The sequence below is a fragment of the Sphingomonas sp. MS122 genome, from assembly GCF_049532975.1.
GTDB lineage: Bacteria > Pseudomonadota > Alphaproteobacteria > Sphingomonadales > Sphingomonadaceae > Sphingomonas.
The window spans coordinates 1,874,705-1,895,960 of sequence record NZ_CP186695.1; the positions used below are offsets into that span (position 1 = coordinate 1,874,705).

The window sequence follows — 21,256 nt, forward strand, 5'->3', positions numbered from 1 at the left end:
CTAGCTTCTGGCGAGGTCGAAGGCGGCGGTATGGCCGTCGATGATGTTGCTGGCGACGAGGCGCGCGTTCGCCATCGTGCGCTCGGTGTCGATGCGGCCGGCTTCCCAATGCTCGCGCATCGAGCGCGCGGAGAATTCGAAGTCGCGGCTGCCGCCTTCCCAGGCATTGGCGCGGTAGATCAGATGGACGAGGCTCACCGGCTTCTCGTCCGCCACCGCGCGCAGCGCTGCGACATCGGGATCATCGTGCAGCTCGGGCGGCAGCTTGGCCAGCACCTTGCGGATCGCCTCGCGTTCCTGCCGCAGCCGCATCCGCTCGGCCGAGACCTGGCGCGTGCGGCTCGAGAAGCGGATCTCCTTCTCGCGCGCCATCACGTCGGTGATCGTGCGCGGCATCACCGCTACGGAAGAGAAGAGGTCGACCTGGAACACCAGCATCGGCTCGGCCTGGTGGTCGAGCACGTGCGTCAGCGGGGTGTTCGAGACGAGCCCGCCGTCCCAATAATATTTGTCGTCGATCTCGATCGGCGGGAGGCCCGGCGGCAACGCGCCCGAGGCCATGATGTGGCGCGCGTCGATCCGCTCCTGGGTCGTGTCGAAATAACGGAAATTGCCGCTCTCGATCTCGACCGCCCCGACCGATAGGCGCACCGGGCCGTCATTGAGTAGGTCCCAGTCGATCAGCGAGTCGAGCGTAGAGCGCAAGGGCTCGCTGTCGTAGAAGCTCAGCGCCGTGCAGCTCCCCGGAGTCGCCATCGTCGGCAGGAAGAGATGCGGGCGGAAGAAGCCGGGAACGCCCTGTGCCAGCACCATCGCCGCCGACCATTCGTGCACCGCCTCGCGCACCTCGTCCTGGGGGAAGATCGGGAAGCTGGGCAGCGCGCTGGTGACCGTCTGCCAGAAGGCGGTGAGCCGCTCGACCCGGCGCTCGGGCGGGTTGCCCGCGACGATCGCCGCATTGACCGCGCCGATCGAGATGCCGGCGACCCAGTCGATCTCGATCTCGACCTCGGCCAGCGCCTCGATCACCCCGGCCTGGTAGCTGCCGAGCGCGCCGCCGCCCTGGAGCACCAGCGCGACGCAATCGGGCAGCGGGAGCGGACGCGCGCCCTTCGACCTTCGGCGTTGCGGTTCGGCATCGGCCATGGCGCCGGTCATGCCGCGCCGCAGCGACGAGGGCAATCGCGTTATGCGCAAATCGGCGTGCAACGCATGGCGGCTTGGGGCATTGTCACGGGCAGGAAATGACGAAGGGGTGCCCGCCATGCGGCTCGACGATCTCGATCCCAGTGAAAATGTCCGCGATCTGGGGCAGGGCAGCGGCGGCGGCTTTGGCGGGGGCGGCGGCAATATCCTGCTCGGGCTGTTGCCGATGCTGCTGGGCAGCCGGCTCGGCTGCGGCACGATCGCGCTGATCGCGATCGGCGTCGCGATCTTCATGGCGATCGGCGGCGGCGGCGGGCTGCTCACCGGCGACGTCGCGCCGGGCGGCGGCGGCCAGCAGCAGGTGGGGGCGAACAAGCCCTGCGACACGCCCGCCGAGCTACAGGCATGCCGCGTGATGACCAGCACCGAGCAGACCTGGAACCAGCTCTTCGCGGCGCAGGGCGCGCGCTATCAGCCGCCGGTGCTCAATTTCTATCAGCGCAGCGTGCAGTCGGGCTGCGGCAATGCCTCGTCGGCGGCCGGGCCTTTCTATTGTCCAGCGGACCGCGGCGTCTATCTCGATACCAGCTTCTTCCAGGAGCTGGCGCAGCGCTTCGGCGCCGCGGGCGACTTCGCGCAGAACTATGTGATCGCGCATGAGATCGGGCACCATATCCAGAACATCACCGGCACGATGGAGCGGGTCCGCGCGGCGCAAGCGCGGATGAGCCGCGCCGAGGGCAACGCGATGTCGGTGCGCGTCGAGCTGCAGGCGGACTGCTATGCCGGCGTCTGGGCGGCGCGCAACAAGGACCGGCTGGAAGCGGGCGACATCGAGGAAGGGATGCGCGCCGCCGAGGCGATCGGCGACGACACGCTGCAGAAGCAGGCGCAGGGGACGGTGGTGCCCGAGAGCTTCACCCATGGCACCTCGGCGCAGCGTATGCAGTGGCTGCGGCGGGGGCTCGAGACCGGCGACCCGGCGCAGTGCGATACCTTCCAGGGCGCGATCTGATGCGCCCGGCCGCGAAGTGAGCGTCGCATTCCGGCGGGAGAGCGACGAGGCGCACAAGGAACCTCGCTTCGAGCTACCGATCCCGCCCGGCCCCAATCTCGTGACCGCGCGTGGTCTGGCGCTGATCGACGCGCGCGTCGCCGAGCTCGAGGCTGCCGCCGCCGCGGCCACCGACGAGGAGGCGCGCGAGGCGCTGCGGCGCGACCTGCGCTACTGGCATACGCGCCAGACCACCGCCGAGCTCGCGCCGGTGCCGGGCGACGATCTGGTGGCGATCGGGTCACGCGTGCGCTTCCGGCTGAACGGGCGCGAACGGCGGATCGACATTGTCGGGCATGACGAGGCCGAACCGGCGGCCGACCGGATCGCGTTCCAGGCGCCGCTGGCGGCTGCGATGCTGGGGGCGGAGCCGGGCGAACGCGTGGATTTCAACGGCCGGGCCGAGGCGATCGAGGTGGTCGCCACGCAAGCGATTCCCGACGGGGCCTAGGCAATGTTCGGATTGAAACGGCGGAAGTCGGTCGAGCTCGTCCCGTTCGCGCAGGCTCGGCCTCGCCTCTTCAACGAATTGCTGTGCGATGGCGTGACCGCGCACAATCTCCCCACCTTCGCCGAACTGCTGGCGCTGCATGCCCGGCTGCAGGCCGAGCACCCCCGCCATCGCGTCCTCGCGTCGCTCGATGATCTCGGCCAGGCCGGCTACACCTCGGGTCACGGCACGGAGGTGCACGGACTCGACGATGTCGAGGGCCACGACCTCTCCCGGCTGGGCGACCTGTTCGAGGACGGCGCGCATCCTGGGTATCTGAGCACACCGGCCGAATTCCCCATTCGCCTCGCCAATCTGCGGCGCGGCGCGGCATCGGTCGGCCTGGAGCAAGTCCGCGGCGAGCTCCAGTGGAAGACGACCGGGGATGCGAACGATCCCGTCACCTTCAATCGCGATCCCGAAGCCGCGCTGGGGATCGCGCGGGAGAAGGGGATTCTCTTCCAGTTCGTCCCGGTCGAATCCGCCGCGGACATGATCGCGGCCTTTCCCAACGGCTATTTCCAAGGGGACCTCAACCCGTTCCAGAATCACGCGGTGGCACGATATCTGGAGGCAGAACATGGCCTTGCCCTGTTCGGGATCGGGTCGCGCTTCCTGGGATTCCGCCGCGACCTGCCGCTGACCGATGGGGACGCGCATCGTCTCGCTGCCGCGCTCTGCGACCTCTACGCGGACACGCCGGAGCTTGCGGCGCGGGAGCTTGCGGACCTGCTCACCGGTCGCGACTGGCTGCTGTTCCGCTACACCGAAAGCTGAACCGCGCTGGCCGAAAAAGGGGCCCGGGCGTCGCCGCCCGAGCCCGAGGGCTGGTCCGTGACCCGCCCGGAATTGTCTCAATAGGTGCCCGAGAAGCTCCGGTTGAGATAATGGCTGCCGCGCGCGTCGTCGCGCTCGCCGAACAGCGCGCCGCTGCGCTCCTCGTCGCGCCACGCCGCCTTGGCCTCCTCCGCGCTCTTGCGGATCGTCACCTTGTCGTCGACCGACTCGATCCAGCGCGACGGGATCGAATGGTGGTGGCCGCCGGCGTCGGGATCGCTCTTGGTGAGGAGGATGCGGTCGCCGCGCACCTTGTCGACGGTGCCGACATGCTGCCCGTCCGAGCCGACCACCTCCATATGCTCGGTCACGCGCCCGAGCGAGCCGCGCTGGGTCTGGCGCTCGCTGCGCCACGCGCCGAACTCATTGTCGAACCTGGCCGCATTCTCGCGGCGATATTCGTCATAGTCCCGGTCGAGATCGTCGATCTGGCGGCGGCGCCAGCCCTGATAGTCGTCGTCGCGATTCCAGCGGCCGCCGTAGCGCTCGTCATAACGCGCATCCGCCGCGCGCCGGCGCTCGGCTTCCTCGTCGCCGAACCACGAGCGGACCTCGTCGCCGGCGCGGCTCAGGAAGTCGCGGTCCTGATAGGCATAGCCCTCGGGACGGCGCTCATGGTCACGGCCGAAGTCGCGACGCCCGCCGGCGCGGCGGCCCTCGTCGTAGCCGCCATAGCCGCTGCCATAGCCGCGATAGCCGCTCGCGCCGCGGGCATAGCCGCCACGCTCCCAATCGCGCCCGCGGTCGCTATCGTCGTCGCGCCCGAAGCGCGAACCGTAATAGTCGCGCTCCCGCCAGGATTCGCGGCCGCGATCGACTTCGCCGGCCGCAGCATATTCGCGCGCGCTCGAGCGATAGCGGTCTCGATCCGCGTCATAGCCATAGCCGTAGCCGCGTGACGGCTCGCTGTCGCGCGTGCCCCAGATCTCGTCGCGGCCCTGGCGTGGATAAGGTTCGTAGCCCATTGGAAATCCTCCTCTTTCATCGGAATTCCGGGCGCGTGGGGTCCACGCGCCCCACGGGTGAAAAAAGGATCGGGCAGCGCATTTGTTCCCGTGCGCCGAAGCGGGGTTGCGGCGAGGAGAAGCAATCCGCCGCCCAGCCGGAAAGGCGCGCCACAAAAAGCGCATCAGGGCCGTTGCATCGGCGCGGGAGTGAAGCTAGAGGGACCGCCTTCCGGCACTGCCGGGGTGGAGCGGGGCTGTAGCTCAGATGGGAGAGCGCTGCAATCGCACTGCAGAGGTCAGGGGTTCGATTCCCCTCAGCTCCACCAACCGCAAACATCTCACTTCCTTCCACTTTTGCCCGCAGGCCGGCGGCCGCCTGGGCCATAGATACCGCGTTGGGACCGCAAGCGACGCAGCGGAGCGACGGCAAGCCCGTACTACGCGCGACCAACGCGCTTTATGCCAAGCGGATGGCCGGGTTGCCGACAGGGCAGGGCAAGGCTCGGCTCAGCACGCCCTGGTACGACAATGTGCTGGTCAACGCGGTCGGCGCGCCGGCGCCGAAGCCCGCCATCCCATCGCCGGGACAATCGCCCGTCTATCGCTGCTGACGTCGCTACCCGACCGGCGGCGCGCCGTAATAGTCGGGCGCCTCGTCGAGCCGCACGTCGATCCGGTCGAGGATGAAGCCGGGGTCGAGCGCATGGATGCGCAGACGATGCGCGCCCTTGGCCAGCTGCCGCACCGGGATCGTGCGGACGGCGGTGTTGGTGAGGACGTTCTGCTTCCACTCTTCGCTGCGCCCGAAGGTGCGGAAGTCGAGCAGCTGGATCGGCGCGTCGTCGAGTTGGACGGCAATACGCAGGCCGTTCGCCGAGGTGAGCGGATGGACGGGAATGGCGACGATACGCAGCTCGGCATTGCCGCTGGCCGTCACCTCGAAACGATAGTCGAGCGGCGTTCCGGCCACGCTCGCACGTGAGGGGAGGTCGAGCTTGGCGCGGAGCGCCGAGCCGCGCGAGCCGAGGCCTGGCACGACCTCCCAATCCGCGGCCGACGCACGCGTCGCCGCGAGCGAGACGATGCGGCCGGCCGCGACCGGGGCGGTGGGAGTCCGGCGCGCCGTGCCCGGCGATGTCGCGACCTGCGGATAAAGCGGCTCGTCGAACACCGGCAGCCGCCGCGGCGCCATGTCCATCATCCCCCGCCACTTGCCGCCATTCTGGCTGTTGTAGGCCGCCGTGTCGGCGACGATCCGGGCATGGGCGGCCTTGGCCTGGTCGGCAAGGGCGTTGACGCCGGCGCGGCCCTGGCGCGTGTAGAGCGCGGCGAGATCGAGGCGCAGGTTGCGTTCGTTGAGGCTCGCCGCCGCACGCACCGGGTAGAGGACGAGCTGGAAGAAGGCGTCCTGGCGGTCGGCAGGAAGCTGCTTCGCCACAGCCTCGGCACGCGCGGAGATCGAGCGGTAGCGATCGATCCGGGTCAGCGCCTCGCCGCCGCCGGTGCGGATATAATCGCCGATCCGGTTGGGCCGCGTCGGCTCCGTCTGGCCAAAGCCCATGAATTCGGGCCGCCGCTCGAAGGCGAGGGCGTAATATTCGGTCATGATCGCGGCGATCTCCGCCGCGTTCGCCGCGCCGAACTGCGTGGCTGTCCAGCTGGTGAGATGCGTTTCCGCCGCGGGCGCGATCGCTCGGGCGTCGAAGGCGAGATCGAGGAAATATTGCGTCAGATACTCGCCCGGCTTGATGTCGCCGACATTGACCACCCACAGCTTGCGCGCATCCATCTGCCAGGCCCGGTCGAGCTGCTCGCGGATCAGTGCGGGATGGGTGGTGCCGAGCCATAGATAATCGTGCGGCCGGCCCCAATAGGAGATGTGGTAATAGATGCCCGATCCGCCGCGGCGCTGCCGCTCGGCGGGCGTCGGGAGCTGGTTGATGTACCCGTAATTGTCCTCGGGCCAGACCAGGGTCACGTCCTCGGGCACCTTGAGGCCGGTGCCGTAGATGTCGAGCACTTCCTTGTAGAGCGTCAACACCTGCGGCACCTGATCGGCGGTCTTTCCCTGCGCCTTGGCGAGCAGCTCGCGCTGGATCGCCATGACCTGCGTCATCGCCTCGCGCGCCTTTTCCGGCGTCTCGGCGCCTTCCATCGCGGAGTCGTGTTTGCCGCGCAGCCCGATCGTGTAGATGTTCTCGAAGCCCTTCACCTCCTCCGCGCGCCGCCGCCAATAGTGGACCATCCTGTCGCGGTTGGTGAAGAAGTTGAAATCGCCGTCCTTGTCGTCCCACTCACGGACATTGTTCCGCATCATCGGCTCGGCATGGGAGGTGCCGACGACGATCGCATGGTCGCGCGCCGCCTCGGCATTGCCGGGGATATGGTAGAAGGGCTTGGTACTGTCGTGCATCGCCGGCCAGATCAGATTGGCCTTGAGCCGCCACATCAGCTCGAAGATGCGGGCATAGGTCCGGGGGCCGATATCGCCGGTCTGGGGCTCATAGGTCTTGGCCGCCCAGGGCTGGAGCCCCCAATCCTCGTCGTTGAGGAAGATGCCGCGATACTGGACCGATGGCGCGGCCGACACGCGGCGGCTGCCGTCGACCGTCAGCCGCTTCACGCGCCGCGGCGTGACATCGGCCCACCATTCCCAGGACGAGACCCCGATCTCGCGCGTCAGGTCGATCACGCCCCAGATCGCGCCGCGCATGTCCGAGCCCGCGATCAGCAAATAGCGCCGCGATGGATCGCGCTTCGAGCCGACGAGCAGGCGGGTATAGCGTTCCCACTGGCCGCGCAGCTCGGTGAGATCGGTCCCCGTCTCGCGGGCGACGTCGCGGATCAGCGCTGAATCCCGGGGGCCGAGCACGACGCACAGCCGTCGGCACGCCGCAAGGTCGCTCGACACGCGCGGCGCCGTGCCCGTCAGCTGCGTCAGGTCGCGCGCGAGCAGCTCGGCGGCCAGCTGCGCCGGGCGCTCGCCGGAATGGACGATGCTGGCGACCTCGCGACCGTCGAACAGCTCGACTTGCCGGGCCAGCGCCGCCGCCGGAAGCAGCGCGGCGAGCGAGAAGATGCCGCGAATGATCCGGAACGAGCGCACGCAACCTCCCTTTCCACCGCCGCAGATCAGCGCCCGGTTGTTGGTCAGGCCAATCTAGCAAATCCGCTCGAATTGCTCACCCAAAAAATGAGACAGGGTCGCATGATTTGGGTATCAGGGAGCGGAATCGGTTGACCGTTCGCGCGGGCGCGGCCAAATAGTATTAGTAATATAATTCGGGAGGATTGCGGTGGCGGGTCGAGCGGTTTCGCTGGTGGTTGGAATTGCGATGGCGGGCGGCGCGCTTGCGCCCGTCGCGGTTGCCCAGCAGGCCCGCGAGACGCAGAACCTCGCCGCGCCGGTCAAGCGTTTCGGCCGCGTGTCGTTCGACTCCCGCTCGCTGATGATCGACGGCAAGCGCACCGTGATCTGGTCGAGCGAGATGCACCATTTCCGCCTGCCCAGCCCAGACTTGTGGCGCGACATCCTGCAAAAGATGAAAGCCAACGGATTTAACACCGTTGCCTTCTACTTTGACTGGGGTTTCCACACCCCGAAACAGGGCGTTTATGACTTCTCCGGCATCCGCAACATCGACCGCCTGCTGACCATGGCGGAGGAGGAAGGGCTCTACGTCATCACTCGCGCGGGTCCTTATGTGAATGCCGAGCTGACGCGCGGCGGCTTTCCCGGCTGGCTGGTCAACCAGCGCGTCAAGGCGCGTACCGACGCGGCCGAATATCTCGAAGCCGCCGACGAGTGGCTGACTCAAGTCCATGCGATCATCCGCAAGCACCAGATCAACGGCGACGGGAAAGGCAATCGCGGCACCGTCATCCTCCACCAGATCGAGAACGAGCTGGCGGTGACCACGCCGGCGCAGCGCCGCTACATGGACCATCTCTACAGGAAGGCGCGCGCCGACGGCATCAACGTGCCGATCTTCCACAACGACCAGGGCCGCAACGGTTACTGGACGCCGGAGGATTCCAAGGTCGAGCATGTCGTACCCGGCCCGGTCGATCTCTATGCGTTCGACGGCTATCCCGGCGGCACCTGCACCGTCGAGGGCAAGCCGACGCGCGGCAGCGCGGCGCCCGACTGGGGCTATTACGGCCCGGGCGGGGCGAAGGGCGGCGCCTCGGCCTCGCCCAACACGCCGGGCTTCCTGGCGGAGTTCGGCGGCGGCTGGTTCGATTATTGGGGCTCGAACGGCGGATATGAGTGCAACGCGATCCAGCGCGGCAAGCGCTTCCAGCGCGTGTTCTACGGCACCAACCTCGCCAACGGGATCAACATCCAGAGCTTCTACATGGGCTACGGGGGGACCAGCTGGGGCTGGCTGCCCGCGCCGGTGGTGTTCACCAGCTACGATTACGGTTCGGCGATCTCCGAGCCGCGCGAGGTGCGGCCCAAGCTGATCGAGATGAAGCAGCTCGGCGGGCTGATCGCCGCAGTGCCCGATCTCGCCGGCATGATCCCCGCAGGCACGCCGGAAATCTCATCGGACAAGGTGCAGGTCTATCACAACAAGAGCACCGAGACCGATGCACGCTTCCTGCTGGTGACGCACAAGCCGTCGAACGGGCAAGGCAATGATCGCTTCACGATCACCGCCGACCTGCCCGACGGGCGCTACACCTTCCCACAGGGCGAGCCGATGCAGCTCAACGGCTTCGACGCCAAATGGCTCGTCGCCGGAGTGAATGTCGGCGGACAGCGGCTGGTCTATTCGACCTCCGAGCTGCAGAGCGCGGTCGAGCTCGACGGCGCCGACCTGTTGCTGATGTACGGCCGCGCAGGGGAGCCTGGGGAAACGGTGCTGCGCTATGCGCGCGCGCCCAAGGTCGAGGTGATCGAGGGCAGCGTTGCGCACGCCTTCGATGCGGCGAAGGGCGACCTTCGCCTCAACTACGCGCATCGCGGGCGCGCGGTAGTGCGGATCGCTGGCGGGAACCGGCCGCCGCTCACGCTGCTGTTCGCCGATGAGGATGAGGCCGGCACTTATTGGACTCACGATACGGCTGCTGGGAAGATCCTCGCACGCGGGCCGGCACTGATCCGCAGCGCTGCGGCCAAGGCAGGGGTCCTGGAACTGACTGGCGACACCTCGGCCGAGACTGCACTCGAGGTCTGGGCGCCGCGCGCGATCCGCTCGCTGCGCTGGAACGGCGCGGCGGTGCGCGCCGCTGCGACTGCGCGCGGCAGTGTCGCGGCGGTTGCGCCGCTCGCCGGGCCGGCGGACTTCGCTTTGCCGGCGCTCACCGACTGGCGCGTCGCGGCTGGCTCGCCCGAGGCGCGGCCCGACTTCGACGACAGCGGCTGGCAGACGATCGACCGCCGCCGCGCTGGCACCACCACCGCGTGGGCTGACGGCCAGCCGACTTTGGTGATGGACCCCTATGGCTTCCACGAGGGCGACGTCTGGTATCGCGGCCGCTTCGAAGGCGGGCCCGAAGCGGAGAAGCTCTCGGTCTTCTACGGCGGCGGCGCGGCGGGCCTGCTCCAGCTCTGGCTCGACGGCGAGTTCGTCGGCCAGCACGAAATCCCCTCCGGCCAACCGCGCCCGATCACGCTCGGTGGAGCCGAGTTCCCGCTCCCTGCCAAAGCGCGTGAGCCCGGCCAGCATGTGCTGAGCGTGATGGTGCGCAACAACGGCCACAATTGGGACCTCGACGCCGACGATTTCCACAAGGAGGCGCGCGGGCTGATCCATGCCTCGCTGGGGCCGGCGGCGGGGCGCAACTTCGCGGTGCCGATCGCGTGGAAGATCCAGGGCCGCAAGGGCGGCGAGGACCTCGCCGATCCGGTGCGCGGCGTAGCCAATAATGGTGGCCTGCATGGCGAGCGCCAGGGCTGGCACCTGCCGGGCTTCGACGATAGAAGTTGGGAGCGTGCCGCCACGCCGCCCGCCAAGATCGCCCCTGGCACGACCTGGCACCGCACGCGCTTCACCCTCGACGTGCCCAAGGGGCAGGATGCGACGATCGGCCTCGCCTTTGGCGACACCACCAAGCCGCGCTCGGCGGCGCGCTATCGCGTGCTGGTCTTCGTCAATGGCTGGAACATGGGCCAGTTCATCGCGCATGTCGGCCCGCAGCGCGTGTTCGCGATCCCCGAGGGCATCCTCAACCATCGCGGCGCGAACAGCATCGCGCTCGCGGTCACTTCGGACGGCCAGCCGGGTAATTCGCTCGAGCCGGTGCGGCTGGTGACGATGCGCAACGTCAAGGGCGGGCTTCCGGTGCGCATGGTCAGCGCCCCGGCGACCCCGGCCGAGCTCAAATAAGGGTCAGGCCGGGGACAAGGCCGCGACGAAGCGTGCGGCCTGGGCGCCGACCGTCTCCGCGGCTGCGCCCGGCTTGTAAAGCGCCGAGCCGAGGCCGAATCCCGCGGCGCCCGCCTCGGTCCACGGCGCCATATTGTCGGGCGCGATTCCCCCGACCGGAAGCACGCGCGTGCCGTCCGGCAGCACCGCGCGCATCGCTTTGAGCACCGCCGGGCTCGATGCCTCGGCGGGAAACAGCTTGAGCGCGGTCGCTCCGGCCGCGAGCGCGGCGAAGGCCTCACTCGGCGTGGCGATCCCGGGGAGCGAAACCAGCCCGTCGCGGACCGACGCTTCGATCACCCGCGGGTTCATGTTTGGCGAGATGATCATCGTGCCGCCAGCCGCGCGAACCGCGTTGACCTGCGCCACGTCGAGCACCGTGCCTGCGCCGATCACCGCGCGGCCGGCCAAGCGGCTGGCGAGCCGGGCGATGCTCTCGAGCGGATCGGGCGAGTTCAGCGGTACCTCAATCAGCGTGAAGCCTGCCGCCACCAGCGCCTCGCCGATCGCCTCGACCTCGGCGGGCTTCACCCCGCGCAGGATCGCGATCAGCGGGCAAGTGGCGAAGGCGGCATCGAATTCCGCCAAGATACTCATAGCGGCGTGCTCATGTCCGGTCTCCGATGGCGATGATTCCCGCTACGAACGCGGCGTGGCTGTCGATCAGCCGCGCTTGCCCGCCATTGGCCTCGATCGCCAGCGTATAGAGCGCGCCCAGCGCCGGGTCCGACAGCAGGTATACGGTCTGTCCTGGTGCCTGCTCCAGCCGCGCCGCAACGTCGCTGCCGATCAGCAGGCCGCTGGCATAGCTCGCGGCATCGGCGTCGTCGCGCTCGCCGAGCAGGCCCGCGGCGCGGATGCCGAACAGCGAGCGCGCAAGATCGCGCTTTTGCCCTTCGCGCACTCCCTCGAGAAAAGCGTCGCCGGACGCGACCTCCGCGTGAAGCTGGCGCGCAAGCAGCCCATGCTGGCGCAGCAGCGCGAACAGCTCGCCGGTCATCGAGGTGCTGAATCGCGCGATGCGGCCATCTGCGATTTCCACCCATTTGCAATGCGTACCGGGCTGGGCGAGCAGCGCGTCGCGCGGCACCAGCCCCGCCTCGACCGCGCCGAGCAGTTGCACCTCCTCCCCCCGCATCACGTCGGCAGGCTCGCGCACCGCGACTCCGGGGACGATCGCGGTGCGATCGTCGATCGCGAGCAGGTTGGCGGCGAGCGCATCGATCCCCGCGGGCGCTGGTACATAAGGGGCCTCGCGCCACCCGACCGTCGAGCCGACCATGCCCGCCATCAGCAGCGGCAGCTCGCCGAACCGCGCACGGATGTCCGCCGCCTCGCCGGCGAAATCCTCGACCGCGAGCACGCCGCGGTCATCGCGCTCGGTACGAACAACCTCGCCGGCATCGATCAGATAGACCCGCCGGTTGGTCGTCCCCCAGTCGACCGCGAGAAAACGGGGGCCGAAGCTCACCACCAGGTGCCGTAGAGCGCGATTAGGATCAGAATGACGCCGAGGCCGGCGACGTTGAACGTTGCCGAGGTGCGGAAGCTCACCCCCTCCATCGTCACGCGATTGGCGTCGCCGCGGCCCTTGACCGCCAGGCTGATGCCGACCGCCAGCGCGAGGCTGATCAGGAATACGAGGGCCATGCGGTTCATGAACGGGAAGCCCGGCATCGCGACCTTGAAGACATAGGACAATGCGACCGACGCCACGGCCGCGGCAATCGCGCCGGCTTCGGTCGCTTGTCTCCAGAACAGGCCGAGCAGGAAGATCACAGTGATGCCCGGGGTAAAGAAGCCGGAGAATTCCTGGATGAACTGGAACGCCTGGTCGGACTTGCCGAGCAGCGGCCGCGCGGCGAGCAGCGCTATGACCACCGCGAGCGCGGCGACGATGCGGCCGACCAGCACCAGATGCTTCTCCTGCCGGGTGGCGGCCGCCGCGTCCTCCGCCTGGGTCGAGATGCCCCGTGCCTTGGCATAGAGATCGAGCGTGAAGATCGTCGCGATCGAATTGATCTTCGATGCGGTCGACGCGATGATCGCAGCGATCAGCGCGGCAAAGACGAGGCCGAGCAGACCCGGCGGCAGCAGCCGCATCATCGTCGGATAGGCTTCGTCGGGCTTGGCGAGTTCGGGCGCGAGCACCACCGCGGCGATGCCCGGCAGCACGATGATCACCGGCATCAGCAGCTTGAGATAGGCGGCGAACACCACGCCCTTCTGCGCCTCGCCGAGATTCTTGGCGGCGAGCGCGCGCTGAATGATGTACTGGTTGAAGCCCCAATAGGAGAGGTTGGCGATCCACATGCCGCCGACCAGCACGGCGATGCCGGGCAAGTCCTTGTAGAAGGGATGATCGGGCTCGAGGATCATGTTGAAATGGCCGGGCACGCGCTCGGTCAGTACGCCGAAGCCGGCGATCGCGCCTTGCCCGCCGCCGATCTCGTTGAGTGTCAGATAGGCGATGACGAGGCCGCCGAGCACCAGCAGCGTCACCTGGACGATGTCGGTCAGCGCCACGGCTTTGAGCCCGCCATAGAGCTGGTAGAGCAGGGCGAAGGCGCCGAGCGCGATCAGCGCCGCGTCCTGGTTGATACCCGCCACCTTGTTCACCGCGATCGAACCGAGCCAGATGATCGAGGTCAGGTTCACGAACACGTAGAGCGCCAGCCAGAATACGGCCATCAGGACCGGGAGCACGCGCCCGTAGCGCTGCTCCAGGAACTGCGGCATCGTGTAGATCTCGTTCCGCAGGAAGATCGGCAGGAAATATTTGCCGACGATCAGCAGCGTGAGCGCCGCCATCCATTCATAGGAGGCGATAGCGAGGCCGAGCGCATAGCCCGACCCCGACATCCCGACGATCTGCTCGGCCGAAATGTTGGCCGCGATCAGCGACGCGCCGATCGCCCACCACGGCAGCGCCTTCGACGCCAGGAAATAGTCCGACGTATCTTTGGCATGCCCCGCCTTCTCGCGGCTCACCCATTGCGCAAGCCCAAAGATCCCGATCGCGTAGACGATCACGACGATCACGTCGATTTGTGACAGCGTCGTCATGCGGCCTCCCCTATGCCCGGCGCGCCGAGCTCGTGATCCTACTTATCGTATTAATGTTGTGAGTCTAGCAGTAGCATAAGGTTCGAGCTAAGAACCTTTCAACATATGAATCGAGGCCACAGGTGCGCATTCAAGTCTCTGCTGCGGAACCCGATGCAGCAAACCAGCTCGGCCGCAACCTCACTTACGGCATGCTGGAAAGCCTGGGCCGGGCGATCGTCACGGGTCAATATGACGACCGCCCCTTTCCCACCGAGGCCGAGCTCACCGTCCAGCATGGCGTGAGCCGATCGGTGACGCGCGAGGCGGTCAAGATGCTGACCGCCAAGGGGCTGCTCAGCGCCCGTCCGCGGCAGGGGACGATCATCCAGCCCTCTTCCTCGTGGAACCTGTTCGATACCGACGTGCTGCGCTGGCTGCTCGAGCGGCAATTCTCGGTCGAGCTGCTCCAGCAGTTCAACCAGCTGCGCGTCGCGATCGAGCCCGAGGCGGCGGCGCTGGCCGCGCGTTTCGCCGGGCCCGAGAATCTGGCGCAGATCCAGCAGGGCTTCGACCGCATGAAGGTGGCCGAGGACGGGTTCGACGACGCGCTCGAAGCGGACATCGCGTTTCACGTCGCGATCCTGCGGGCGTCGGGCAATCCGTTCTATGCGCAGTTCCGCGATGTCGTCAGCACCGCGCTGCGCACCTCGATCCGGTTCACCAACCGCATCAAGGGCCATAGCGCGAGCCTCGCCGATCACGGCGCGGTGTGCGACGCGATCCACCGTCGCGACGCCGACGCCGCCCGCGCCACGATGCGCGCGCTGATCCAGGACGTGCTCGACCTGATCGAGGAGGCGGCGCCCGAGCTCAAGGGCCGCTCGGCAGCCTAGAAGCCGCGCGCGCTCAATGGCTCTCGCGGGGCAGGTCGCCTTGCGCCAGGCGCTGATATTTGACCGCATCCTCGATCACCGCGCCGCCGTCGAATTGGCCGACCAGCTTGCGGTGGATCTCCTGCCACGGCGTCTGGCTCGCTGGGACGTAATCGATCGCGAGCGCAACGCGGCGGCGCGCGAGCTCGACTTCGTCGACCAGCATGTCGGCGCGGCGCGCCTTGAGGTCGATGCGGATGCGGTCACCGGTCTGGACCAGCGCGAGCCCGCCGCCGACCGCAGCCTCGGGCGCGGCGTTGAGAATCGAGGGTGAGCCGCTGGTGCCCGACTGGCGCCCGTCGCCGAGACAGGGCAGGGCATGGACCCCGGCGCGGATCAGCGCGGCGGGCGGCTGCATGTTCACCACCTCGGCGCCGCCCGGATAGCCGATCGGCCCGGCGCCGCGCATGATCAGGATGCAGCGCTCGTCGATCGCCAGCGCCGGATCGTCGATGCGGCGGTGATAGTCCTCGGGTCCGTCGAACACGATCGCGCGACCTTCGAACGCATCGGGGTCGGCGGGGTCGGCGAGGTAGCGCGCACGGAATTCCTCCGAGATCACGCTGAGCTTCATCACCGCATTGTCGAACAGATTGCCCGACAGGATGGTGAGCCCGGCATTCTCGCGGATCGGCCGTGCGAGCGGGTAGATCACATCCTCGTCGAGGATGGCGGCGTTCGCCAGATTCCCGGCGACCGGACGGCCGTTCACGGTGAGCGCGTCCCCGTCGATAAGGCCGGCGTCGAGCAACTGCTTCATCACCGCGGGCACGCCGCCGGCGCGGTAGAAATCCTCACCCAGATATTTGCCCGCAGGCTGAAGGTTGACGAGCAACGGCACGTTCGCGCCATGCGCTTCCCAGTCCTCCAGGCTCAGTTCGACCCCGACATGCCGAGCGATCGCGTTCAGATGGATCGGCGCGTTGGTCGAGCCGCCGATCGCCGAATTGACGCGGATCGCGTTGAGGAAGGCGGCGCGAGTCAGCACGTCGCTCGGCTTGCGGTCGGCGAGCACCATCTCGACGATCTGAAGACCGGTGCGATAGGCGTTCTCGGCGCGGTCGCGATAAGGCGCGGGGATCGCCGCCGATCCAGGCAGCGACATGCCCAGCGCCTCGGTCAGGCTGTTCATCGTCGTCGCCGTACCCATCGTGTTGCACCAGCCGGTCGATGGCGCCGAGCTGGCAACGAGCTGGATGAAGCCTTTCTGATCGATCTCTCCGGCTGCGAGCATCTCGCGTGCCTTCCACACGATCGTGCCCGAGCCGGTGCGCTCGCCGCGGAACCATCCGTTGAGCATCGGTCCCACCGACAGCGCGATCGCCGGCATGTTCACCGTCGCGGCGGCCATCAGGCAGGCGGGGGTGGTCTTGTCGCAACCGATCGTCAGCACCACGCCGTCGATCGGATAGCCATGCAGCGTCTCGACCAGGCCGAGATAAGCGAGGTTGCGGTCGATCCCCGCGGTCGGGCGCTTGCCGGTCTCCTGGATCGGATGGACGGGAAACTCGATCGCGATGCCGCCCGCTTCGCGGATGCCCTCGCGCACGCGCTCGGCGAGCACGAGGTGATGACGGTTGCAGGGTGAGAGGTCACTGCCCGTCTGCGCGATGCCGATGATCGGCTTGCCGGACTGGAGTTCGTCGAGGCTCAGGCCATAGTTGAGATAGCGCTCGACATAGAGCGCGGTCATGCCCGGGTCGTCGGGATTGTCGAACCAGGCGCGCGAGCGCAGCCGCCGTCCTTCTCCTTCGTCCGGACGATCGCCTTCCATCCCCTGCGCTCCGCATTTGCATGCGGACTCAACCGGAATCCGCCGATCCGCCGTTGATAGAAGTTCGTCCGGCTGATAGGAAGCATATAAATCGTATAAATGTATCGAGGGGGTGCTCGCAGTGAGTAAGGCTTATCGGCTGGGACTGGTCGGGCTCGGCAAGATCGCGCGCGATCAGCATCTGCCCGCGATCATGGGCAATGATCGCCACGATCTGGTGGCGGTCGCCAGCCGCAATGCGCAGCTCGAGGGCGTCGCGGGATTTGCGACGATCGGCGAGCTGATCGCCGCGGATCGCGGCCTTGACGCGGTCACGCTGTGCACGCCACCCGAAGGCCGCTACCAGCAGGCGCGCGCCGCGCTCGAGGCCGGGCTTCACGTGATGCTCGAAAAGCCGCCGGCCGCGACGCTCAGCGAGATTGCCGAACTCGCCCGGCTGGCCGCGGAGAAACGGCTGACGCTGTTCGCCACCTGGCACTCGCGCGAGGCCGCCTCGGTCGCCGACGCCAAGGCCTGGCTGCGCGAGCGTACCGTCCACGCGGTGCGCATCATCTGGAAAGAGGATATCCGGCGCTGGCATCCGGGCCAGGAATGGATTCTGGCGGCCGGTGGTTTCGGCGTGTTCGATCCCGGCATCAACGCGCTGTCGATCGCCACGCAGATCCTACCGCAGCCTTTGCTGCTCGAGGCGGCCACGATGGGCGTTCCAGAGGGGCGGATGTCGCCGCTGACCGCGTCGCTCGCGATGCGCACCGGCGACGCGCCGGTCAACGCCGAGTTCGATTTCCTCCAGACCGGCCCGCAGAGCTGGGACATCGAGATCGATACCGACGCCGGGCAGCTCAAGCTCGGCATGGGAGGAAGCGAGCTGACCCTGCCCGGCGAGCCGATGCAAAAGGCGCCCGACCGCGAATATCCCGGTCTCTATGCGCGCTTCGCGGAGCTGATCGATCGCGGTGAGAGCGATGTCGATGTGCGCCCGCTACAGCTCGTCGCCGACGCGTTCCTGGTGGCCGAGCGGCAGACGCTGGCGCCGTTTGAATTCTGACCGGCAGATGGCGCTGACCCGGCGGACGCTGGTCCAGGCGGGCATCGGCGCGCCGCTGCTCGCCGCCTGCGCACACCGGCCGACCCCGCACCCAGCGCGGCATGTGCGGGTCGAGGCGCCCTTCGACATGCCGGGCATCACCGTGCCGGACTTCGCGGCGAGTCGGCATTTCCCGATCACCGATTTCGGTGCGCTGCCGGACAACCAGGCGCGGACGAGCGCGGCGATCGCACGCGCGATCGATGCCGCGCACGCGGCGGGATCGGGCGTGGTCGTGGTGCCGCCGGGGATGTGGCTGACGGGCAAGATCCACCTTAAGAGCAATGTCAACCTTCACCTCGCGCGCGGCGCGACATTGCTTTTCTCGTCGACCCCAGCCGACTATCTGCCCGCGGTGCCGACCTCGTGGGAGGGGATCGAGTGCTATAATTACTCGCCTCTGGTCTATGCCTATGACTGCGAGAATGTGGCGATCACCGGGGAAGGTCGGCTCAAGGCCAGGCTCGACGTGTGGCAGCTCTGGTACGCCCGGCCCAAGCCGCATCTCGACGCGCTGATCGCGCTCAACGCCATGGCGGTGAAGGGCGTGCCCGTCGTGGAGCGGCAGATGGCCTATGCCGGCGCCGACCTGCGGCCGCATTTCGTGCAGTTCAACCGCTGCCGCAACGTGCTGGTCGAGGACATCAGCATCGACGACAGCCCGTTCTGGGTCCTTCATCCCCTGATGTGCCGCGATGTCGTCATCCGCCGGGTCAAGGTCCGCGCGCATGGCCACAATAATGACGGCGTCGATCCCGAGATGAGCGAGAATGTGCTGATCGAGGATTGCGTGTTCGACCAGGGCGACGATGCGATCGCGATCAAGGCCGGCCGCGACCAGGACGCCTGGCGGATCGGCGTGCCGTGCCGCAACATCGTCATGCGCCGCTGCCGCATCAGGAACGGCCACCAGCTCGCCGCGATCGGCAGCGAGCTGTCGGCGGGTATCGAGAATGTGTTCATCGACGACTGCCATTTCGAGCGCGGCGAGGTCGCGGCGAAGACGGCACTGATGAACCTGCTGTTCGTCAAGACCAACGAGCGCCGCGGCGGCTTCGTGCGCAACATCTTCATGTCGAACATCACTGCGACGCGGATCGCCGGCGCGGCGCTGAGCGTCGAGACCGATGTGCTCTATCAGTGGCGACACCTCGTCCCGACCTATGAGCGGCGGCTTACGGCGATCAGGAATTTGAACGTGCGCAACGTCGCAGTCGACGAGGCCAGGTCGCTTTGCGCGATCAGCGGCGCGGCAGGGATGCCAGTACGCAAGGTCTCGCTGCGCAACGTACGGGCCGGGAAGCTGCTAGGCGCGCCGGTGACCAACAGCAATGTCGAGGGATTCTCGATCGCCTGAGGGCGCGCTCAACAAAGCCAGGCGTGGGCGGCCAGCGCCTTCATTTCATCGGCCTGAAGCGGGCCGCGTTCGATTGCCGCGAGATTGGCTTCGAGTTGCGCGCAGGTCCGCATGCCTACCGCAACCGTGGTGACCGCGGGGTGCGACAACGCGAAGCGCAGCGCGACTTCGGGCAACATCTGGCCGGACGGAGCGATCTCACGCGCGAGGCGATGCACCCGCGCAAGCGTCTCGCGCCGGTGCGCGTCGTAGAAATAGCCGCCACGCCAGTCGTGCGGCGCCAGCGCCGGGCGGCTTTCATCCCAGCCAAGTGCGCCGAAATAGAGCGGCGAGCGCGCGACCACGCCGATATCAGCCCGCTGGCAGAAGGGCAGCAGGCCAATGGTCGCGCTCGGGTCGAAGATATTGTGCATGAGCTGGACTGTGCCCGCCACGCCGCGCGCGAGGATCGTCGCCGCCGCATCGAGATCATGATCCCATAGGGAGAGGCCGTAGCCGGCGATCTTGCCCTCCTCGCGCAGGCGCTCGAGCGTTTCGAGCCAATCGCCCTCGTCCAGCCATTCGGGGCACCAGGCGTGGATCTGCTGCAGCCCGAGACGCTCAACGCCGAGCGTGCGCAGCAGCGCCTCGGTCTCGGTGCGGATGTGGCGGCCGGGATAGGCTTGTTGCGCCGGAATGTGCGGCGACGGCAAATCGAAGCGGACAAGCGAAGTCACGCGGGCGAAGACATGCATCTGGCGGCGAGCGCCTGTCCGGGCGAGCACCTCGCCGAGCAGGTCGGCGACGCGGCCATGGCCGCCATCGAGCTCGACCGCGTTCACGCCTCGCTCGAGCGCGCGCGTGATCATCGCCCCGGCTTCACGCCGGTCGGCACCGGGTGAGGCCAGTGCGGAGGTGCCGAGCGTGCACGCCGAGATGTCGAGCCCCGTGCGCCCCAGACGGTGCTGGATCATGCCGCGTCCGAGGCCGCGGTGACGACGAGCTGGAAGCCCGGCGCCGCGCGGTTCGCCCAGGACGAGCGGTGCCAGGTGCCGGGCCGGCCGGGGGTTTCGACGCGGTGGATGCTCGCTGCGCCGGGCGCGATCTCCCATTCCTGCGCCCGGTCGCGGATGAAGGGGAAGGCGCCGGAGGCCATCGCTTCGAGCTGGGCGGGGCGATGCGCCCATACCTGCTCCACCGGCACGCCGCTGCGCATCACGCGCGTGTCGAGGCGGCAGAGCAACGGATGCTCGCGGCGCATGTATGCGCGGTGGAGCGCAGGATCGAGATTGGCGGCCGGCGTGACGCGCATCCCCGCGGGGCGGCCGATCGGCCAGAGCAGGCGGAAGGCGGCGCGCTCGTTCACCCGGTCGACGTGCCAGACCAGGTCGCCGGGCGCGAAATAAGTACGGATCGCGATCGCAGGGCGTTCGTTCACCAGTCCTCCGGCGAGTTCGGCCAACGCCGCGATCTCCGCCGCCAGCAGCGCGCGTTCGTCGGCGAAGGCGCCGGGGCCGAGCAGCTTGTCGGAGACCAGGGCGAGCGCTTCGGCAGGCGCCAGCCGGTTGAAGTCGAGCTTGAAGCCCGGCTTGCCGAGCAACGCGGCGACGAAGTTGCGATAGGGCAGCGCCTCGAGCGGAGGACGGGGGATTTCCACGACGCCGAGCGGTGATTGATCGAGCAGGCGCCGAACCGTGGTGGCGTCCGCGGCCGGTGGCGCTTGCTCGATTGCGTTGCTGTCCGCGCTCACTGCTTCGAGGTTCGTCCGCGAACCGCCGCTGCTTCCCCGGGCGAAAGCTTGCGGACATTCTGCACCAGGCAGCGCTGGAAACCGCTGCCGCTGGCGTTGGGGATGAGTAATTCGGCCGGCCGGCCCGGGCAGATGCGGTCGCCGCTGCGCCCGCGGATGCCGATCTTCATCGCCCAGTCGACGTCCGGACATCCGGCGGAAAGGGTGAGCTCCCAGCTCTCCCGCTGCCCGATGTTGAGGATCGCGCGATCAGGTCCGGCATCGCTGAAGCCGGTGACCTGCGAGCCCCAGAAACACTCGCGCTGACCGCTCGACGCGGCGGTCGCTGGTTCGTCGGCCGCGCAGGAGGCGGACAGGGCCGTCAGCGCAAGCAAGGCTGGGGTGGGGCGCATCGATGCATCTCCCGATCAGACAATGAAGCCGGAGGAGCGGGTCTTCGAGACCTCGCTCGATACCACGACTCGCTCCGGCTGCGCGCAAC

At 68.0% G+C, this 21,256-nt stretch carries 18 protein-coding genes and 1 tRNA gene; 9 read left to right on the top strand and 10 right to left on the bottom strand.

What is annotated here, in order from left to right; translation table 11 throughout:
- On the bottom strand, positions 1–1,146 hold the full coding sequence (locus tag ACO227_RS08945) for a patatin-like phospholipase family protein (protein ID WP_423607010.1): 1,146 nt from the start codon (positions 1,144–1,146) through the stop codon (positions 1–3).
- 118 nt (positions 1,147–1,264) lie between these two features.
- Between ACO227_RS08945 and ypfJ the strand changes: the two genes are divergently transcribed.
- From ypfJ to ACO227_RS08960, 3 genes are read left to right on the top strand one after another with little or no spacing between them, the layout of a single operon-like run.
- On the top strand, positions 1,265–2,161 hold the full coding sequence (gene ypfJ / locus ACO227_RS08950) for a KPN_02809 family neutral zinc metallopeptidase (RefSeq protein WP_423607011.1): 897 nt from the start codon (positions 1,265–1,267) through the stop codon (positions 2,159–2,161).
- 16 nt (positions 2,162–2,177) lie between these two features.
- Positions 2,178–2,651: a GreA/GreB family elongation factor gene (locus tag ACO227_RS08955; RefSeq protein WP_423607013.1), complete on the top strand. Its 474-nt coding sequence runs from the start codon at positions 2,178–2,180 to the stop codon at positions 2,649–2,651.
- A 3-nt stretch (positions 2,652–2,654) separates the two neighbouring features.
- Positions 2,655–3,467 (top strand): hypothetical protein, encoded by an 813-nt coding sequence (locus tag ACO227_RS08960; RefSeq protein WP_423607014.1) that lies wholly within the window; start codon positions 2,655–2,657, stop codon positions 3,465–3,467.
- 77 nt (positions 3,468–3,544) lie between these two features.
- Here the strand turns inward: ACO227_RS08960 and ACO227_RS08965 are convergent, their stop codons facing one another.
- Entirely contained in the window at positions 3,545–4,492 is a 948-nt protein-coding gene (locus ACO227_RS08965) for a DUF2171 domain-containing protein (RefSeq protein ID WP_423607015.1), read from the bottom strand.
- Positions 4,493–4,724: 232 nt separating this feature from the next.
- On the opposite strand from ACO227_RS08965, the gene ACO227_RS08970 reads away from it, so the two are divergent.
- Together ACO227_RS08970 and ACO227_RS08975 are read left to right on the top strand one after the other, a co-directional pair.
- Positions 4,725–4,800 (top strand) — tRNA-Ala (locus tag ACO227_RS08970).
- 144 nt (positions 4,801–4,944) lie between these two features.
- Positions 4,945–5,085: a hypothetical protein gene (locus ACO227_RS08975; RefSeq protein ID WP_423607016.1), complete on the top strand. Its 141-nt coding sequence runs from the start codon at positions 4,945–4,947 to the stop codon at positions 5,083–5,085.
- 5 nt (positions 5,086–5,090) lie between these two features.
- On the opposite strand, the gene ACO227_RS08980 is transcribed toward ACO227_RS08975, so the two are convergent.
- Entirely contained in the window at positions 5,091–7,580 is a 2,490-nt protein-coding gene (locus ACO227_RS08980; RefSeq protein WP_423607017.1) for a glycosyl hydrolase 115 family protein, read from the bottom strand.
- 229 nt (positions 7,581–7,809) lie between these two features.
- On the opposite strand from ACO227_RS08980, the gene ACO227_RS08985 reads away from it, so the two are divergent.
- Positions 7,810–10,809, top strand: a complete 3,000-nt coding sequence (locus ACO227_RS08985; protein WP_423607316.1) for a beta-galactosidase — start codon at positions 7,810–7,812, stop codon at positions 10,807–10,809.
- Positions 10,810–10,812: 3 nt separating this feature from the next.
- Here ACO227_RS08985 and ACO227_RS08990 read toward each other — a convergent pair whose 3' ends face one another.
- From ACO227_RS08990 to ACO227_RS09000, 3 genes are read right to left on the bottom strand one after another with little or no spacing between them, the layout of a single operon-like run.
- Complete coding sequence (locus ACO227_RS08990; RefSeq protein ID WP_423607019.1) at positions 10,813–11,445, bottom strand: 2-dehydro-3-deoxy-6-phosphogalactonate aldolase; 633 nt, start codon at positions 11,443–11,445, stop codon at positions 10,813–10,815.
- Between the two features lie 10 nt (positions 11,446–11,455).
- On the bottom strand, positions 11,456–12,325 hold the full coding sequence (locus ACO227_RS08995; RefSeq protein WP_423607318.1) for a 2-dehydro-3-deoxygalactonokinase: 870 nt from the start codon (positions 12,323–12,325) through the stop codon (positions 11,456–11,458).
- Complete coding sequence (locus tag ACO227_RS09000; protein WP_423607020.1) at positions 12,316–13,914, bottom strand: sodium:solute symporter family transporter; 1,599 nt, start codon at positions 13,912–13,914, stop codon at positions 12,316–12,318. Before ACO227_RS09000 ends, ACO227_RS08995 begins: the two co-directional genes overlap by 10 nt.
- Positions 13,915–14,105: 191 nt before the next feature.
- Here ACO227_RS09000 and ACO227_RS09005 point away from each other — a divergent pair, with 191 nt between their 5' ends.
- Positions 14,106–14,789, top strand: a complete 684-nt coding sequence (locus tag ACO227_RS09005; protein WP_423607320.1) for a FadR/GntR family transcriptional regulator — start codon at positions 14,106–14,108, stop codon at positions 14,787–14,789.
- Between the two features lie 13 nt (positions 14,790–14,802).
- Here the strand turns inward: ACO227_RS09005 and ACO227_RS09010 are convergent, their stop codons facing one another.
- The gene (locus ACO227_RS09010) at positions 14,803–16,602 is read right to left on the bottom strand and encodes an IlvD/Edd family dehydratase (protein ID WP_423607022.1); all 1,800 of its coding nucleotides are present in this window, start codon (positions 16,600–16,602) and stop codon (positions 14,803–14,805) included.
- 121 nt (positions 16,603–16,723) lie between these two features.
- Here ACO227_RS09010 and ACO227_RS09015 point away from each other — a divergent pair, with 121 nt between their 5' ends.
- Together ACO227_RS09015 and ACO227_RS09020 are read left to right on the top strand one after the other, a co-directional pair.
- Positions 16,724–17,650: a Gfo/Idh/MocA family protein gene (locus ACO227_RS09015; RefSeq protein ID WP_423607024.1), complete on the top strand. Its 927-nt coding sequence runs from the start codon at positions 16,724–16,726 to the stop codon at positions 17,648–17,650.
- Positions 17,651–17,657: 7 nt separating this feature from the next.
- Entirely contained in the window at positions 17,658–19,046 is a 1,389-nt protein-coding gene (locus tag ACO227_RS09020; protein ID WP_423607025.1) for a glycoside hydrolase family 28 protein, read from the top strand.
- 8 nt (positions 19,047–19,054) lie between these two features.
- On the opposite strand, the gene ACO227_RS09025 is transcribed toward ACO227_RS09020, so the two are convergent.
- The 3 genes from ACO227_RS09025 to ACO227_RS09035 are packed head-to-tail and all read right to left on the bottom strand — an operon-like array spanning position 19,055 to position 21,167.
- On the bottom strand, positions 19,055–19,999 hold the full coding sequence (locus ACO227_RS09025; RefSeq protein WP_423607026.1) for an aldo/keto reductase: 945 nt from the start codon (positions 19,997–19,999) through the stop codon (positions 19,055–19,057).
- Positions 19,996–20,775 carry a hypothetical protein gene (locus tag ACO227_RS09030; RefSeq protein WP_423607028.1) on the bottom strand — a complete coding sequence of 260 codons (780 nt, stop codon included), beginning with the start codon at positions 20,773–20,775 and terminating at the stop codon, positions 19,996–19,998. The genes ACO227_RS09025 and ACO227_RS09030 overlap by 4 nt, the downstream gene beginning before the upstream one ends.
- A complete protein-coding gene (locus ACO227_RS09035) occupies positions 20,772–21,167 on the bottom strand; it encodes a DUF6491 family protein (RefSeq protein ID WP_423607030.1) in 396 nt (131 codons plus the stop codon). The genes ACO227_RS09030 and ACO227_RS09035 overlap by 4 nt, the downstream gene beginning before the upstream one ends.
- Positions 21,168–21,256 lie beyond the last annotated feature (89 nt).

What these genes read in the sequence shown, in the direction of transcription:
- ACO227_RS08945 (WP_423607010.1), bottom strand. Translation starts at nt 1,146, where the DNA reads ATGGCCGATGCCGAACCGCAACGCCGAAGGTCGAAGGGCGCGCGTCCG.
- ypfJ (WP_423607011.1), top strand. Translation starts at nt 1,265, where the DNA reads ATGCGGCTCGACGATCTCGATCCCAGTGAAAATGTCCGCGATCTGGGG.
- ACO227_RS08960 (WP_423607014.1), top strand. Translation starts at nt 2,655, where the DNA reads ATGTTCGGATTGAAACGGCGGAAGTCGGTCGAGCTCGTCCCGTTCGCG.
- ACO227_RS08965 (WP_423607015.1), bottom strand. Translation starts at nt 4,492, where the DNA reads ATGGGCTACGAACCTTATCCACGCCAGGGCCGCGACGAGATCTGGGGC.
- ACO227_RS08975 (WP_423607016.1), top strand. Translation starts at nt 4,945, where the DNA reads ATGGCCGGGTTGCCGACAGGGCAGGGCAAGGCTCGGCTCAGCACGCCC.
- ACO227_RS08985 (WP_423607316.1), top strand. Translation starts at nt 7,810, where the DNA reads ATGGCGGGCGGCGCGCTTGCGCCCGTCGCGGTTGCCCAGCAGGCCCGC.
- ACO227_RS08990 (WP_423607019.1), bottom strand. Translation starts at nt 11,445, where the DNA reads ATGAGTATCTTGGCGGAATTCGATGCCGCCTTCGCCACTTGCCCGCTG.
- ACO227_RS09000 (WP_423607020.1), bottom strand. Translation starts at nt 13,914, where the DNA reads ATGACGACGCTGTCACAAATCGACGTGATCGTCGTGATCGTCTACGCG.
- ACO227_RS09005 (WP_423607320.1), top strand. Translation starts at nt 14,106, where the DNA reads ATGCTGGAAAGCCTGGGCCGGGCGATCGTCACGGGTCAATATGACGAC.
- ACO227_RS09010 (WP_423607022.1), bottom strand. Translation starts at nt 16,602, where the DNA reads ATGGAAGGCGATCGTCCGGACGAAGGAGAAGGACGGCGGCTGCGCTCG.
- ACO227_RS09020 (WP_423607025.1), top strand. Translation starts at nt 17,658, where the DNA reads ATGGCGCTGACCCGGCGGACGCTGGTCCAGGCGGGCATCGGCGCGCCG.
- ACO227_RS09025 (WP_423607026.1), bottom strand. Translation starts at nt 19,999, where the DNA reads ATGATCCAGCACCGTCTGGGGCGCACGGGGCTCGACATCTCGGCGTGC.
- ACO227_RS09035 (WP_423607030.1), bottom strand. Translation starts at nt 21,167, where the DNA reads ATGCGCCCCACCCCAGCCTTGCTTGCGCTGACGGCCCTGTCCGCCTCC.